Source organism: Yersinia ruckeri ATCC 29473, assembly GCF_000754815.1.
GTDB lineage: Bacteria > Pseudomonadota > Gammaproteobacteria > Enterobacterales > Enterobacteriaceae > Yersinia > Yersinia ruckeri.
In genome coordinates this window covers 3,373,894-3,389,465 of the sequence record NZ_KN150747.1, presented here as the reverse complement: position 1 = coordinate 3,389,465, position 15,572 = coordinate 3,373,894, and the positions used below count along the sequence as shown (strand labels likewise).

Here is a 15,572-nt window from a genome sequence, read left to right as displayed (position 1 = left end):
CAATTTTTGAGGCTAAGAGCGGGAATATTAACGCTTCAGAGCTTCGCTCAATTCTTCGTTCATCGCTTGTAACATCGATTTTACTACGCGCGGGTTACCGGCCACGATGTTGCCTGAACTAAAGTGATTATGGCCGCCAACAAAGTCGGTCACAATCCCACCAGCTTCACGCACCAGCAGTTCGCCACCGGCGAAATCCCACGGTTTCAAGCCGATTTCAAAGAACCCGTCAACGCGACCAGCGGCAACGTAAGCCAGATCCAGTGCCGCAGAACCGGTACGACGCACGTCAGCGCACTGGGTAAACAGTTTACCTAACACATTGATGTAAGCTGGAGCATGTTGTTTTACTTTGAACGGGAAACCGGTCGCCAGGATGGTGCCATCCAAATCTTTTGCGTTGGTTCCACGCAGACGGTAGCCATTCAGCTGAGCGCCTTGACCACGAGTGGCGGTGAACAATTCGTTGCGCATGGGATCGTAAACCACAGCCACTTCAGTGCGGCCTTTAATGCGCACAGCGATGGATACAGCGAAGTGTGGGAAACGTTTGATGAAGTTTGAGGTGCCATCCAGTGGATCGATAACCCATTGAGTTTCGTATTCTTCACCCAGTAACTCACCACATTCTTCACTAATAATGGTGTGTTTTGGATAGGATTTACGGATAACGTCAATGATTAGATGTTCTGCGTCACGATCAACGTTAGTAACAAAGTCATTACTGCCTTTCTGGCTCGCTTCGACAGCGTCCGGGGTTTCATAATTTTTGGCAATCAGGTTACCGGCCTTACGCGCAGCGCGTATGGCGATAGTCAGCATCGGATGCATGGGTATCTTCCAACTAGGATGTTAAAGAACGAGAAACGGCGCATAGTATAGCAGGGGATCTGAAAAATGCCTACGCTTGTGTTAAGATGCTGCGATTCCCCGTTATCCTCAGAGTTTGTATGTTGCACAATATTCGCATTGTTTTGGTTGAAACCTCTCACACCGGAAACATGGGCTCCACCGCCAGAGCCATGAAAACTATGGGTCTAACTAACCTATATCTGGTCAACCCACTGGTAAAACCTGATTCTCAGGCCATTGCGCTTTCTGCCGGTGCCAGCGATGTTATCGGTAATGCCACTATCGTCGATACCCTGGATGAGGCGCTGGCTGGTTGCAACCTGGTTATCGGAACCAGCGCCCGCTCACGCACTTTGCCGTGGCCGATGCTGGAGCCGCGTGAGTGTGGTGTTCGCAGCGCGCGCGAAGCCGAACACGCGCCGGTTGCGCTGGTATTTGGCCGTGAGCGCGTGGGTCTGACCAACGATGAGCTGCAAAAGTGCCATTATCATGTCGCGATTCCAGCCAACCCAGAATACAGTTCATTGAATCTGGCCATGGCCGTGCAGATTCTGGCATATGAAGTGCGGGTGGCGTTCCTCGATCGTCAGGCGGCAATCACGCCGCTGTCGGAGGAGGAAGAAGCGCCTTATCCGTTGATCGATGATTTGGAAAGATTTTACCAACATCTGGAGCAGGTTCTGTCCCAAACCGGCTTTATTCGTCAGGCTCATCCAGGGCAGATTATGAGCAAGTTGCGCCGTCTGTTTACCCGTGCCCGGCCGGAAGCCCAAGAGCTGAATATCCTACGTGGAATGCTGACTTCGATCGAAAAGCAGGATAAATATCAGAAAAGTGCCAATAATGCGCACATGAAGAAAGATAAAGAATAGACAGATATATCATATTGATATATCTGTCTATGGCCTAAATATAAAGAGATGTCAGGATATAAAATACCTGAGTAAATTACTAGGTTAAATAGTTGACTGAAACACTCAAGAATGGCAGAATTCTAGCTCGTTTCACCAACAGGTAATTTTAAGCTATGAGACTGACATCCAAAGGTCGTTATGCGGTAACCGCCATGCTTGATGTGGCATTACATTCCCAGAACGGGCCAGTGCCTCTGGCAGATATTTCTGAACGTCAGGGAATCTCGTTATCTTATCTGGAACAACTGTTTTCTCGTTTACGCAAAAATGGCCTGGTAGCTAGCGTTCGTGGTCCAGGTGGCGGTTACCTGCTGGGTAAAGATGCAGCTCAGATCGCGGTAGGCGCAGTCATTACTGCGGTAGACGAATCTGTCGACGCCACCCGTTGTCAGGGTAAAGAAGGCTGTCAGGGCGGCGATCGTTGCCTGACCCACACTTTATGGCGTGATCTCAGTGAACGCATCAGCAGCTTCCTGAACAACATTACGCTGGCAGAGCTGGTTAACAACCAAGATATTTTAGAAGTAGCGGATCGTCAGAACAACGATACGCGTCGTACGGCCAATGGCCGACCGCAGGAGACGATTAACGTCAATCTGCGCGCATAAGCAGAGTCTGCGGGATCTTCAGTTTTGGAAGTGATGTACGGAGCATAAAAGCAATGACCGAATCAAAAGTAAAAACGCCAATCTATCTGGATTATTCAGCGACGACTCCAGTGGATCCGCGTGTTGCTGAAAAAATGATGCAGTATTTGACTTTGGACGGTATTTTCGGCAACCCGGCCTCGCGTTCCCACCGTTTTGGGTGGCAGGCTGAGGAAGCCGTAGATATCGCTCGCAACGACATCGCCGCACTGGTTGGTGCCGACCCGCGTGAAATTGTTTTCACCTCGGGTGCAACCGAATCAAACAACCTTGCCATTAAAGGTGCAGCCAACTTCTATCAGAAGAAAGGCAAGCACATCATTACCTGCAAAACCGAACATAAAGCCGTACTGGATACCTGTCGTCAATTGGAGCGCGAAGGCTTCGAAGTCACCTATCTGGCACCGCAAAGCAACGGTATTATCGATCTCAAACAGCTTGAAGCTACTATGCGTGAAGACACCATTCTGGTTTCCATCATGCATGTGAATAATGAAATCGGTGTGGTACAGGATATCGCCACTATCGGCGAAATGTGTCGTCGCCGCGGTATCATTTTCCACGTCGATGCAACCCAAAGCGTAGGCAAACTGCCTATCGACCTGGGTACATTAAAAGTGGATCTGATGTCTTTCTCTGCCCATAAAATCTATGGTCCGATGGGCATTGGTGCGCTGTTTGTTCGCCGCAAACCTCGTATCCGTCTGGAAGCGCAGCAACACGGTGGCGGTCATGAACGCGGTATGCGTTCCGGTACCTTGCCGGTGCATCAGATCGTTGGCATGGGGGAAGCTTACCGCATTGCCAAAGAAGAGATGGAAAGCGAGTCTCAGCGTCTGTCCTCACTGCGTAAACGCCTGTGGGATGGTCTGAAAGATATCGAAGAAGTTTATTTGAATGGCGATCTTGAGCATGGTGCGCCTAACATTCTTAACGTCAGCTTCAACTATGTTGAAGGTGAGTCGCTGATTATGGCGTTGAAAGACTTGGCTGTTTCTTCCGGTTCGGCCTGCACTTCGGCAAGTCTGGAACCTTCATACGTGTTGCGTGCACTCGGCATGAGCGACGAACTGGCACACAGTTCTATCCGTTTCTCTCTGGGCCGTTTCACGACTGAAGCCGAAATCGACTACACCATTGCGCTGGTGCGTAAATCCATTGGTCGTTTGCGTGAACTGTCTCCACTGTGGGATATGTTCAAGCAGGGCGTGGATATCAACAGCATCGAATGGTCACATCATTAATTCCAGACTGTCAGATTCAGGAGCACTCAAATGGCTTATAGCGAAAAAGTAATCGATCACTACGAAAATCCACGTAACGTAGGCTCTTTCGACAGCGAAGACCCAACCATTGGTAGCGGCATGGTCGGTGCGCCAGCCTGTGGCGATGTGATGAAATTGCAGATCAAAGTGAATGAGGCTGGCATCATTGAAGATGCTCGCTTTAAAACTTACGGCTGCGGTTCCGCCATTGCTTCCAGTTCTCTGGTAACCGAATGGATGAAAGGCAAGTCTCTCGATCAGGCTGAAGCGATTAAAAACACCCAAATCGCCGAGGAACTAGAGTTACCGCCAGTAAAAATCCACTGCTCTATTTTGGCTGAAGATGCCATTAAAGCAGCGATCGCCGACTACAAAAGCAAACGTAGCGCTAAGTAGTTGTAAATCAGTATAAATAACCTGCCTGAGCTTCAGGTGGGTTCTCAGAGTTGAGGTTGTTGTATGTCGATATCTATCAGCGACAGTGCTGCGCAGCGCGTCAGCGCCTTTTTGGAACACCGTGGTAAAGGTCTGGGTTTGCGCCTGGGCGTGAGAACATCAGGTTGCTCCGGTATGGCGTATGTGCTGGAATTTGTTGACGAAATGAACGATGACGACATCGTTTTTGAAGACAAAGGCGTGAAGGTGATCATCGACGGTAAAAGCATAGTCTATCTTGATGGTACCGAACTGGATTTCGTCAAAGAAGGGCTGAACGAAGGCTTTAAATTCAACAATCCAAATGTCTCCGGTGAATGCGGTTGTGGCGAGAGTTTTAACGTCTAACGGGCGTTTTTTCCTCTTGATTTAGTATTAACCGCTTTGCACCTTGCTGACATTTGCTGATTTATCTGGCTCTCTTTCGCCTACTGGTTGGGGAGAGCCGCATAAACTCCTCACTCAGCCACACGACAACTTCCAGAGCATGCTATGGATTATTTTACTTTATTCGGGCTGCCGGCTCGTTATCGCGTAGACGCCAGCCAACTCACTTCCCGCTATCAGGAATTGCAACGCCAATTCCATCCGGATCGCTTTGCCAGCCAACCAGAACGCGAGCGTCTGATGGCATTACAGCAAGCCGCAACCATCAATGACGCTTATCAAACCCTCAAGCATCCGTTAAAACGCGCAGAGTATATGTTATCTTTGCAGGGTTTTGATTTGGGTAATGAACAACACACTTTGCGTGACACCGCGTTTCTGATGGAACAATTGGAATTGCGTGAAGAGCTTGAAGCTATTGAGTGCACAGTGGATGCCAAAAGTGCTCTGGCGGCCTTTGCTGATCGTCTGGCGTTGATGACCCGAAAACGCAGCGAAAAAATGGTTCAAGAGTTGGATAACCAACACTGGATAGACGCGGCAGATACTGTGCGTAAGCTGCGTTTTCTCGATAAGCTGCAACAGCAGGTTGAACAATTGGAAGAGCGACTATTTGACGATTTTGCCTGAGGGTAAAGGTTGGCACAATGGTTGCACCCAGACTCTGTTCCTAGAATGCTAATGATAGCGATTGGCCAAACGCATCTTTTAAAAATTCCTGAATGGGCTGAGCATGCCTGACAATACAGCAGGGCGTTGGCGTATCGTTAAATAAATTTTTGCCATTTATACCCAGTGGATTTTATGTTACCGCCAGAATGGTGGCAGCATGAAAGACGAAAAGTATAATGATTGATGGAAGCTCAACATGGCCTTATTACAAATTAGTGAGCCTGGTTTAACTGCGGCACCACACCAACGTCGACTGGCTGCAGGTATTGATTTGGGAACCACCCATTCTCTGGTTGCTACGGTGCGCAGCGGTAAGGCGCAGACGCTGGTCGATAACCAGAACCGCGATTTATTGCCATCGGTCGTGCATTATCAAAGCGGCGCTATCAATGTCGGTTGGGATGCACGGCAACAAGCAGCGCAAGATCCGGTCAATACTATCAGCTCGGTCAAACGTATGATGGGGCGTTCGCTGGCTGATATTCAGCAGCGTTATCCCAATCTGCCTTATCAATTCCAGCCGAGTGAAAATGGTTTGCCAATGATGCTAACCGCGGCAGGATTGGTCAATCCGGTTCAGGTTTCTGCCGATATCCTCAAAGCATTGTTACAACGCGCACAGATCGCACTGGCAGGTGAACTCGACGGCGTGGTGATTACCGTTCCTGCTTATTTTGACGATGCGCAACGGCAAGGTACCAAAGATGCGGCTCGTCTTGCCGGTTTACACGTTTTGCGTTTACTTAACGAACCCACTGCTGCGGCGATTGCCTATGGTCTGGATTCTGGCCAGGAAGGGGTGATTGCAGTTTATGATTTGGGTGGGGGTACCTTTGACATATCCATTCTGCGTTTAAGTCGTGGGGTGTTTGAAGTGTTGGCCACGGGCGGTGATTCTGCGCTGGGCGGTGATGATTTCGACCATTTGTTGGCTGACTGGTTGCGCGAACAGGCCGCTATTGCGAACCGTGATGATCATGGCGTTCAGCGTCAGTTGCTGGATGCAGCGATTGCCGCAAAAATTGCCTTGAGCGATGCCGAGGTAGCGGAAGTGAACGTGGCTGGCTGGAAAGGGGCGATTACCCGACAACAGTTCGAAGATCTGATTGCTCCGTTGATTAAACGTACCCTGATGGCTTGTCGTCGTACTTTAAAAGATGCTGGCGTCAGTACCGATGAAGTGCTGGAAGTGGTGATGGTTGGCGGTTCTACCCGTGTGCCTTTGGTTCGCGAGCAAGTGGGGAATTTCTTTGGCCGTACGCCGTTAACATCGATCGATCCCGATAAAGTCGTGGCGATCGGCGCAGCCATTCAGGCTGATATTCTGGTTGGAAACAAACCGGATAGCGATATGTTGCTGCTGGATGTCATTCCGCTATCATTGGGGCTGGAAACCATGGGTGGGCTGGTGGAAAAACTGATTCCACGCAACACCACCATTCCCGTCGCTCGCGCCCAGGAGTTTACCACCTTTAAAGATGGTCAAAGCGCGATGATGATTCACGTGCTGCAAGGTGAGCGTGAATTGGTGCAGGATTGCCGTTCACTGGCTCGTTTTACACTGCGTGGCTTACCGCCGTTGCCTGCTGGTGGCGCGCATATCCGTGTGACCTTCCAAGTGGATGCCGATGGTTTACTGAGCGTTAGCGCGATGGAGAAATCCACCGGTGTTGAAGCATCGATTCAGGTGAAACCATCTTACGGCCTGTCTGATGATGAAATTGCAACGATGATCAAGGACTCGATGGCGAACGCAAAAGAAGACATTACTGCGCGCAAGCTGGCGGAACAACAAGTCGATGCATCACGGGTACTGGAAAGTTTGCAGGGGGCGCTGGCGCAAGATGCCGCGTTACTGAGCGAGCAGGAAAGTGTGGCCATTGCGGCGGCGGTAGCGGTATTACAACAAAGTATGCTGGGTAGTGACCCGGTAGCGATCGAAACCGCTGTTAAATCGTTAGATGCACAAACGCAAGACTTTGCCGCGCGCCGGATGGATGCCTCTATCCGTCGTGCTTTGGCTGGCCATTCTGTGGATGAGGTTTAATCATGCCTAAAATAGTATTTCTTCCGAATAAAGACCATTGCCCGGAGGGTGCGGTATTTGAAGCGCGTCAAGGTGAAACTATCCTGGATGTCGCTCTGCGTAACGGTATTGATATCGAACACGCCTGTGAAATGTCCTGCGCTTGTACTACCTGCCACTGTGTGGTGCGCGAAGGCTTTGATTCACTGAATGAAAGTACGGAACTGGAAGATGATATGTTGGACAAGGCCTGGGGGCTGGAGCCGGAAAGTCGTTTGAGTTGTCAGGCTCGAGTGGCTGATGAAGACTTGGTGGTTGAAATTCCACGCTATACCGTCAACCATGCCCGTGAGCATTAAGATAATGATGTCCAGCTACTGCTAAGGTGGCGGGGTCGAGGATAATTAAATGAGCTTAACATGGCAGGATACGCGGGAAATTGGTGAAGCGCTGTATGATCAATTCCCAGATACCGATCCAAAAACAGTCAGATTCACCGATATGCATCAATGGATCTGTGATCTGGAAGATTTTGACGACGATCCAGCGCGATCAAATGAAAAAGTGCTGGAAGCGATCTTACTAGTCTGGTTAGATGAGTTCGAGTAAATATCTCTGGGGTCGCTGATAGCGGCCCCGTTTCTTTTCTATCTAAACTGTTTTACATACAAATTTTTTATAAATTGTTTCGTATCAATCGCTTTGTATTCGAGACTGGTTTTGCTGACCAGTGACTAAGTAGCTGAAATACAGCAACAAAAGAATAACGACGAGGAAAGCTATGACTACAGACATTATGCAAGTATCCCTATCATCTGATCCGGCAGATGCCCGCTGGGGCGAGAAAGCCCTGCTAAGTACCCACGACCAAGGCATGATTATCCATTTGACGAGCAAAGATGCTCTGGATGCAATTCAGCGTGCAGGTCGCAAAATTGACGGTCAGGGGATCAAGAAAATCAAACTGGCGGGTGACGGCTGGGGTCTGGAACAAAGTTGGGCATTCTGGCAAGGCTTCCGTGGACCAAAAGGTGAACGCAGCGTTGAATGGGCAGAGTTGTCAGAAAATGAGCATCAGGAACTGACACAGCGCCTAAAAATTGTTGATTGGGTACGCCATACGATCAATACGCCAGCAGAAGAGTTAGGGCCGAAACAACTGGCTAAAAATGCCATTGACCTGATGTGCAGCGTGGCTTGTGACGCGATCAGCTACCGCATTACCGAAGGTGAAGATCTGCGTGAGCAAAATTATGCTGGTATCTATACCGTAGGTCGTGGCTCTGATCGCGCCCCGGTGTTGTTGGCGTTGGATTTTAACCCAACCGGCAACCCAGATGCACCAGTGATGGCTTGTCTGGTCGGCAAAGGCATTACCTTCGATTCTGGCGGCTACAGCTTAAAACAAAGCGCATTTATGGATTCAATGAAATCCGATATGGGCGGCGCTGCAACCTTGACTGGCGCACTGGCACTGGCAGCGACTCGCGGTTTGAATCAGCGCGTGAAACTGTATCTGTGTTGTGCGGATAACATGGTTAGCGGTAATGCGTTCAAACTGGGTGATATCATTCGCTATCGTAATGGTAAAACCGTTGAAATAATGAATACCGATGCCGAAGGGCGTTTGGTCTTGGCCGATGGTCTGATCGATGCATCCGAACAGCATGCTCCGCTGATCATTGATGCCGCGACATTGACCGGTGCGGCGAAAACCGCTTTGGGCAACGATTATCACGCGGTGTTTAGCTTTGATGATGAACTGGCGCAAGAACTGCTGGCTAGCGCTAAAAGCGAGAATGAACCGTTCTGGCGTCTGCCGTTGGCAGAATTCCACCGTAGCCAGTTGCCATCCAACTTCGCTGAATTGAATAACGTGGCCGCGCCGTCTTATCCAGCCGGTGCGAGTACGGCTGCGGGCTTCCTGTCTCATTTTGTGAAGAACTATCAGAAAGGCTGGCTGCACATTGATTGCTCTGCAACCTACCGTAAAGGTGCTGTAGACCAATGGTCTGCCGGTGCAACGGGTCTAGGCGTGCGTACTGTAGCCAACCTATTGTTATCAAAGGCTAAATGACTATTGGTGTCCACTGATAGTCTACTGCATAATAAGCGTTTTTACCCAGTATTCTCGCCTATTCTGGGGCACCTGTAGGTGCCCCTTTATCGTTCGCTATTATTGCGAACTGATTGTTGTTTTGGAGCATGAAATGAGTTTTCCGCATCTTCCTTCATCTGGGCATGACCACGATCATGACCATGACCATGACCATGACCATGACCATGAAGAAAACACCGCTGAGAATGAGCTGGAAAAGCTGCTAAGGCTAGCGGCGAGCGAGTCTATTCACCGACCGGCCTTTTTCCGTACCTTACTGGACGCCACGGTATTAGTATTAGGCGATTCAGGACAGGGAAGTCAGGACGGTGAAATGACTTTTTCCGCCAGTAATGGGGTGAGTATCCAACATTGGGAAAAGCAGGATGGTGAAACCACTATTCCCTTCTTCTCGTCATTGGATGTGCTGCAACAGGCGCTTAACCCGCAAGCGGGTGACAAAGAACAGCCTTTTGTTGCCATGCCGGTACGGGTGTTATTTGAAATAACACAGGGAGCCTGCTTATTCCTTAACCCGAAAACCGAATACGGCAAAGAGTTTTATCCAGAAGAGGTGGCGATGTTGCTGGCGAACGGTGGTGTTGCCAGGCCAACCGAAATGGTCGTGGATAAAGAAACGCAAATTCTACTGGGGCAACCGGAAGAATATCCGTCAGCGATTGTTGATGCGCTGACGAAGCTGTTCAGTCAACGAAAACCGGTACGCCGTGCTTTTCTGGCGCTGATGCATGATAAAAGCGTCGATGAAAAACCCAATTTACTGATCGGATTGGAAGTGGATGGCAGCGAAGATGAAATTGATATCCTGATTCAAGAGGCGGGCCATATCGCTAGCGAGAATGCACCAGACGATGGCCCGGTGGATTTCTGCATTGTCTCGGAAAAAGAACGTGGCGTTAGCCACTATTTAACCACACATACCCAGCCATTTTACCAGCGAAAATGGGGCAGTTGGTTGCGTAATAGTATCCCTTCTTCGGGTCAGGCATAAGCTGCGTTATAGACGGAAACGGCTACTGTTTCCGTCCTATTCTTATTTTTAATGATATCTAATTAATAATTCATACGATTTTTATCTCTTCCCCGTCTTTTGCGTGAGCCAATCCAGTAATCATTCCTTTCATTTTTTTGCGTTAATAAGATAATAGCGCTGATATGCGACGGCCAATCCGATCTCTCAGCCAAGGAAAAACAGGATGAATTCATACCGGAAGAAGGTATTTCAGTCAGGCAAGAACATTTGTCAGGGAATGATATTGGCCAGCGCAGTATTATTGCTCGCGGCTTGTGATGAAGGTGAGAAAAAAACCAGTGCGCCTGATACCGAGCAAGTGAACAGCGCACTACAGGCAGCGCCGGCGAAAAAAATCGATGCGGCTTCATTGGCGGAAATGGCCGGGCGCTATGCTGGCAAGTCGCTCACATTGTTGGATGCCTCCGAGCTTCAGCTTGATGGTGCCAGCGGCATGGTACTGACATTCTCGATTCCCCTCGATCCCAACCAGGATTTTTCCTCACAGGTGCATTTAGTCGATACCCAAAGTGGCAAAATCGATGGAGCCTGGGAATTGTCCGATAATCTGACTGAGCTGCGTTTACGCCATTTAGCGCCGGAACGTAAGCTATTATTGACGCTGGACGACAGTTTAAAAGGGATTAACGGCCAAATGCTGACCGTACCCGAGCCGCAAAAAATCACCACCCGCAGTATTAAACCTAGCGTAGGTTTTGCCAGTAAAGGTTCGCTATTACCGACCAAACTAGCCCAGGGATTACCCGTGATGGCGCTTAACGTCGATCACGCCGATGTTAACTTCTTCCGTATCAAACCGGCGAATTTGGCCAACTTTATTGCCACTTGGCAATACCGTAATTCCCTTAGCACTTGGGAATCGGAAGATCTGCTTAAAATGGCGGATTTGGTTTACACCGGCCGTTTCGATCTGAATCCGCAGCCTAATACTCGGGAAAGAATTCTGCTGCCACTGGGTGAAATCAAACCACTGCAAGAAACCGGTGTTTATCTGGCAGTGATGCAACAGGCGGGACAGTATAGCTACAGTAATGCGGCCACCCTGTTTACGCTCAGTGATATTGGTGTTTCGGTTCACCGCTATCGCGATCGTCTGGATGTGTTCGCCCAAGGCTTGGCAGGCGGTACGGCGTTAAAAGATGTTGCATTGCAACTGCTGGACGAGAAAGGTCAGGTTCTGGCTGAAGGGAAAACCGACGGGCAGGGTCATGCTCAATTAGAGAAAAAGGCCGCTGGCAAACTGCTACTGGCCAGCAAAGACGGGCAAACCAGCTTGATTGATTTGGTCGCTCCGGCGTTGGATTTGGCCGAATTCGAAATTGCTGGCCCAGAGGGTTATCAAAAACAATTCTTTGCTTTTGGGCCGCGGGATCTCTATCGGCCAGGTGAAACGCTGATCGTGAATGCTTTGCTGCGCGATGCTGATGGCAAACCTTTGACCACTCAACCGGTAAAAGTGGATATCGTCAAACCTGATAATCAGGTGGCGCGCAGCTTTGTCTGGCAGCCGCAGAATGGCCTGTATCAATACCAGTATCCGATCCCTGAAAATGCTTTGACCGGTGGCTGGGCGCTGCGTTTTGATTTGGGTGATAATCAGTCACGTCTCTATAAATTCAATGTTGAAGATTTTCTGCCGGAGCGTATGGCGCTGGATATCACCAGCAGTCAAGCGCCACTCAGTACCCATGACGAATTAACCTTTGATGTGACTGGCCGTTACCTTTATGGCGCACCGGCGGCGGATAACCGCCTGCAAGGTCAGACATTCCTGCGCCCGCTGCGTGAGGCGGTGCCCGCATTGCCCGGCTTTGAATTTGGCTCTGTGATAGAAGAAAACCTGTCCCGCACGCTGGATGAATTCGACGCTACGTTAGACAAGAACGGCAAGCTGGCGGTACAGATTGATAACAGTTGGAAAGAGGTAAAATCGCCGCTGAAAGTGATTTTACAGGCCAGTTTGATGGAATCGGGTGGCCGTCCCGTCACCCGTCGGGCAGAGCAGGCTATCTGGCCAGCAAAAGTGCTGACGGGTATCCGTCCGTTATTCAATAAACGTAATGTATACGATTATGTCACTGATAAATATCGTTCACAGGCGATGGTTGACGTCGACAGTCTGGCGGAATTTGAAGTGGTTTATACCAATGCCAGTGGTGAAAAACTGGCAGCACAAGGCCTGAAAGTTCGTCTGATTCGTGAGCGTCGTGATTATTATTGGCAGTGGTCAGAAAGCGACGGCTGGATGTCTCAATACGACAAAAAAGACCTGATGCTGGATGAAAAAGAGCTGAATATTGTTGCCGGCAGTACCGGCAAAGTCAGCTTCCCGGTGGAATGGGGCGCTTATCGGGTTGAAGTGGCTAACGATAAAAACGATTTAATCAGCAGTAGCCGTTTTTGGGCCGGTTATGACTGGCAGGATAATACCGGCGGTAGTGGTGCGGTTCGTCCCGATCAGGTCAAACTCAAATTGGATAAACCGGCATATCGTCCCGGTGAAAAAGTGAAGTTGCACCTTGAAGCTCCTGCGGCGGGTACCGGGTATCTATTGGTGGAATCCAGTGATGGCCCACTGTGGTGGCAGGAAATATCCGTACCCATTGGCGGTACCGAGGTTGATGTACCGATCAATAAAGAGTGGAATCGCCACGATTTGTATCTGAGCGCGACTGTCATTCGTCCGGGTGATAAAACCGCGCAATCAACGCCTAAGCGTGCGGTGGGTATTTTGCACCTGCCATTGGTTGATGAAGGGCGCAAGATTGGGCTGACGTTGGAGGCTCCGGCGCGTATGCGGCCGAATGAAACCCTGACGGTAAAAGTAACCGCCAACCCGGTTGATGGCAAACTGCCGAAACAAGTGCAGGTGCTGTTATCCGCAGTGGACAGCGGTATTCTCAGTATCACCGATTATGTCACCCCCGATCCTTACGAAACATTTTTTGGTCGTAAGCGTTATAGTGTTGATCAATATGATGTTTATGGCCAATTGATCGAAGGGAAAGGACGCTTGGGCAGCCTGCGTTTCGGTGGTGATGGCGATGAGGAAGATGCGCTTTCGCGTGGCGGTAAAAAACCGATTACCGACGTCACCATTGTCGCCCAGCAGGCACAGCCGGTAACGCTGAACGAAAAAGGGGAAGGCACAGTGCAGTTAGCCATTCCTGATTTTAATGGCGAGTTGCGTTTGATGGCGCAGGCCTGGAGTGATGAGGACTTTGGTAAAGCTGAAAGCAAAGTGGTGGTGGCTGCGCCATTAATCGCGCAAATGGCGATGCCACGTTTTCTTGCCGGGGGCGATGATAGCCAACTGGCACTGGATCTGAGCAATTTATCTGGCCATCCGCAAACACTGAAGCTGAAGTTAACGGCTACTGGGCTGGTTGTGCTGCAAGGTGAAGGAAACCAGCAGGTCTCATTGGCAACGGGGGAACGTAAAACCTTACTGATTCCGGTGCAAGCGCTCAATGGCTTTGGTCAGGGTGATATCGGGTTGGTTATCAGCGGCGTCACTTTGCCAAACGAGAATTTGCCAGATTATCAACACCATTGGAAAATTGGCGTTCGACCGGCCTATCCGGCACAAACGCGCCATTTCGCCAATATTTTACACAGTGGCAACAGTTGGCTGCTACCTGCGGATGCGACCGATGGCCTGTCACCTGAAACGGTCGAAGGCAAACTGTTACTGACCAGCCGCCCACAGCTCAATGTGGCACGTTATATCAGTGAGCTGTATGCCTATCCTTACGGTTGTCTGGAGCAAACGGTTAGCGGTTTATATCCATCGCTGTACAGCAATCATGCCCAACTTACCGCCATCGGAATTAAAGCGGAAAGTGATGAAAAACGTCGGAAATCTATTGATGATGGTATTGAACACCTGCTGGGTATGCAGAAAGATAACGGTGGCTTTGCACTGTGGGATAAACAGGGGGCGGAAGAGTATTGGTTAACCGCCTATGCCGCCGATTTCCTGTTCCGTTCCACTCAGCAAGGTTATAGCGTACCTGCCGCTGCATTAACTTTAGCAAACAATCGCTTACTGCGTTATTTACAGGATCCCAGCCAGATTGAAATGCGTTATAGCACCCATGATACCCACTCCCGTTTCGCGGTTCAGGCCTATGCTGGGCTGGTATTGGCTTCCCAGCAAAAAGCGCCGTTGGGTGCATTGCGTCAGTTAGCTAATCGCAGCAAAGATTCTCGAACCGGTTTACCGCTAGTGCAATTAGGCATTGCCTTGAAAATGATGGGCGATATGCCACGTGCCGAGATGCTTCTCACTCAGGGGATGACGATCCAACGGGCAAAAAATGATGGTTGGTTGGGCGATTATGGTAGTGATATTCGTGATGATGCGCTGATCCTGTCGCTGTTGACGGAAAATAATCTGTTGCCGGAGCAACGAGATAGCCGCCTACTCGCATTATCTGATGAATTGATCGGTAAACGTTATCTCTCCACTCAGGAAAGTAATGCAGTATATCTGGCTGGGCGGACCCTAATGAACGCCGAGGAAATGCCGTGGCAAGTGGTGATCGGTTCGGAAGCTGCGGCGGAAACGCACCATAAGCCGCTGAACCAGAATTGGTCTGCGACCCAATTGGCGGCCGGTATGGCGCTGCAAAATCCTGGCGCTACCACCCTTTACAGTCGATTGGATGTGGTGGGATATCCACAACAGGTGCCAGCACCTTTCAGTAATAACCTCAGTATTGAGCGGATGTATCTGGATCTGAATGGCCATCCGCTGCAGCTGGATCAAGTTAAGAGTGGGCAGCTTATTGTGGTTTACCTGAAAGTTCGTGCCAGCCAGCGGGTACCGGATGCGCTGGTGGTAGATTTGCTGCCGGCGGGTCTGGAACTGGAAAACCAGAACTTGGGCGATAGCAGTGCTAGCTTGGGTGACAGTGCCAGCGGACTACCGGAATTGCAGCTTAATATGCAGCAGGCCACTATTAAGCATCAGGAATTCCGCGATGACCGCTATGTTGCCGCTGTCGATGTGGATAGCTACGACACGACAACCTTATTGTATCTGGCACGGGCAGTGACGCCGGGCAGCTACCGAATTCCACCACCGCAGGTTGAATCCATGTACGTACCCGAGTGGCGTGCTGTGGGTGCCACTGCGGAACAGTTGAAAGTCACTAAGTAGATGCTGTATGGCCTCTTTCTCGCTGTTTTCAGTGATCAAGAGGCCACCTCTATCCTTT

At 50.0% G+C, this 15,572-nt stretch carries 13 protein-coding genes; 12 read left to right on the top strand and 1 reads right to left on the bottom strand.

The window, feature by feature from the left end:
* Positions 1-27 precede the first annotated feature (27 nt).
* The gene (gene suhB, locus DJ39_RS15235; RefSeq protein ID WP_004718042.1) at positions 28-831 is read right to left on the bottom strand and encodes an inositol-1-monophosphatase; all 804 of its coding nucleotides are present in this window, start codon (positions 829-831) and stop codon (positions 28-30) included.
* 119 nt (positions 832-950) lie between these two features.
* On the opposite strand from suhB, the gene trmJ reads away from it, so the two are divergent.
* From trmJ to DJ39_RS15175, 12 genes are all read left to right on the top strand, one after another.
* The gene (trmJ, locus tag DJ39_RS15230; RefSeq protein WP_004718040.1) at positions 951-1,724 is read left to right on the top strand and encodes a tRNA (cytosine(32)/uridine(32)-2'-O)-methyltransferase TrmJ; all 774 of its coding nucleotides are present in this window, start codon (positions 951-953) and stop codon (positions 1,722-1,724) included.
* 155 nt (positions 1,725-1,879) lie between these two features.
* Complete coding sequence (gene iscR / locus DJ39_RS15225) at positions 1,880-2,374, top strand: Fe-S cluster assembly transcriptional regulator IscR (RefSeq protein WP_004718039.1); 495 nt, start codon at positions 1,880-1,882, stop codon at positions 2,372-2,374.
* Between the two features lie 53 nt (positions 2,375-2,427).
* Complete coding sequence (locus DJ39_RS15220) at positions 2,428-3,657, top strand: IscS subfamily cysteine desulfurase (RefSeq protein WP_004718038.1); 1,230 nt, start codon at positions 2,428-2,430, stop codon at positions 3,655-3,657.
* 30 nt (positions 3,658-3,687) lie between these two features.
* Positions 3,688-4,074 (top strand): Fe-S cluster assembly scaffold IscU, encoded by a 387-nt coding sequence (iscU, locus tag DJ39_RS15215; protein WP_004718037.1) that lies wholly within the window; start codon positions 3,688-3,690, stop codon positions 4,072-4,074.
* A 63-nt stretch (positions 4,075-4,137) separates the two neighbouring features.
* Positions 4,138-4,461: an iron-sulfur cluster assembly protein IscA gene (iscA, locus tag DJ39_RS15210; protein WP_004718036.1), complete on the top strand. Its 324-nt coding sequence runs from the start codon at positions 4,138-4,140 to the stop codon at positions 4,459-4,461.
* 144 nt (positions 4,462-4,605) lie between these two features.
* A complete protein-coding gene (gene hscB, locus DJ39_RS15205) occupies positions 4,606-5,130 on the top strand; it encodes a co-chaperone HscB (RefSeq protein ID WP_004718034.1) in 525 nt (174 codons plus the stop codon).
* A gap of 238 nt (positions 5,131-5,368) precedes the next feature.
* The gene (gene hscA, locus DJ39_RS15200; protein WP_004718028.1) at positions 5,369-7,219 is read left to right on the top strand and encodes a Fe-S protein assembly chaperone HscA; all 1,851 of its coding nucleotides are present in this window, start codon (positions 5,369-5,371) and stop codon (positions 7,217-7,219) included.
* 2 nt (positions 7,220-7,221) lie between these two features.
* A complete protein-coding gene (gene fdx / locus DJ39_RS15195) occupies positions 7,222-7,557 on the top strand; it encodes an ISC system 2Fe-2S type ferredoxin (RefSeq protein WP_004718026.1) in 336 nt (111 codons plus the stop codon).
* Between the two features lie 49 nt (positions 7,558-7,606).
* Positions 7,607-7,807 (top strand): Fe-S cluster assembly protein IscX, encoded by a 201-nt coding sequence (gene iscX, locus DJ39_RS15190; protein ID WP_004718024.1) that lies wholly within the window; start codon positions 7,607-7,609, stop codon positions 7,805-7,807.
* 172 nt (positions 7,808-7,979) lie between these two features.
* Positions 7,980-9,275 carry an aminopeptidase PepB gene (gene pepB / locus DJ39_RS15185; protein ID WP_038241357.1) on the top strand — a complete coding sequence of 432 codons (1,296 nt, stop codon included), beginning with the start codon at positions 7,980-7,982 and terminating at the stop codon, positions 9,273-9,275.
* 133 nt (positions 9,276-9,408) lie between these two features.
* Positions 9,409-10,308 carry an enhanced serine sensitivity protein SseB gene (gene sseB, locus DJ39_RS15180; RefSeq protein ID WP_004718017.1) on the top strand — a complete coding sequence of 300 codons (900 nt, stop codon included), beginning with the start codon at positions 9,409-9,411 and terminating at the stop codon, positions 10,306-10,308.
* Positions 10,309-10,513: 205 nt separating this feature from the next.
* Positions 10,514-15,514 carry an alpha-2-macroglobulin family protein gene (locus DJ39_RS15175; RefSeq protein ID WP_038251527.1) on the top strand — a complete coding sequence of 1,667 codons (5,001 nt, stop codon included), beginning with the start codon at positions 10,514-10,516 and terminating at the stop codon, positions 15,512-15,514.
* Positions 15,515-15,572: the final 58 nt, after the last annotated feature.

Bases quoted from the DNA above. Each gene is read 5' to 3' on its own strand.
- iscU (WP_004718037.1), top strand. From the start codon at position 3,688: ATGGCTTATAGCGAAAAAGTAATCGATCACTACGAAAATCCACGTAAC.
- trmJ (WP_004718040.1), top strand. From the start codon at position 951: ATGTTGCACAATATTCGCATTGTTTTGGTTGAAACCTCTCACACCGGA.
- iscR (WP_004718039.1), top strand. From the start codon at position 1,880: ATGAGACTGACATCCAAAGGTCGTTATGCGGTAACCGCCATGCTTGAT.
- hscA (WP_004718028.1), top strand. From the start codon at position 5,369: ATGGCCTTATTACAAATTAGTGAGCCTGGTTTAACTGCGGCACCACAC.
- pepB (WP_038241357.1), top strand. From the start codon at position 7,980: ATGACTACAGACATTATGCAAGTATCCCTATCATCTGATCCGGCAGAT.
- iscX (WP_004718024.1), top strand. From the start codon at position 7,607: ATGAGCTTAACATGGCAGGATACGCGGGAAATTGGTGAAGCGCTGTAT.
- fdx (WP_004718026.1), top strand. From the start codon at position 7,222: ATGCCTAAAATAGTATTTCTTCCGAATAAAGACCATTGCCCGGAGGGT.
- DJ39_RS15175 (WP_038251527.1), top strand. From the start codon at position 10,514: ATGAATTCATACCGGAAGAAGGTATTTCAGTCAGGCAAGAACATTTGT.
- DJ39_RS15220 (WP_004718038.1), top strand. From the start codon at position 2,428: ATGACCGAATCAAAAGTAAAAACGCCAATCTATCTGGATTATTCAGCG.
- hscB (WP_004718034.1), top strand. From the start codon at position 4,606: ATGGATTATTTTACTTTATTCGGGCTGCCGGCTCGTTATCGCGTAGAC.
- sseB (WP_004718017.1), top strand. From the start codon at position 9,409: ATGAGTTTTCCGCATCTTCCTTCATCTGGGCATGACCACGATCATGAC.
- iscA (WP_004718036.1), top strand. From the start codon at position 4,138: ATGTCGATATCTATCAGCGACAGTGCTGCGCAGCGCGTCAGCGCCTTT.
- suhB (WP_004718042.1), bottom strand. From the start codon at position 831: ATGCATCCGATGCTGACTATCGCCATACGCGCTGCGCGTAAGGCCGGT.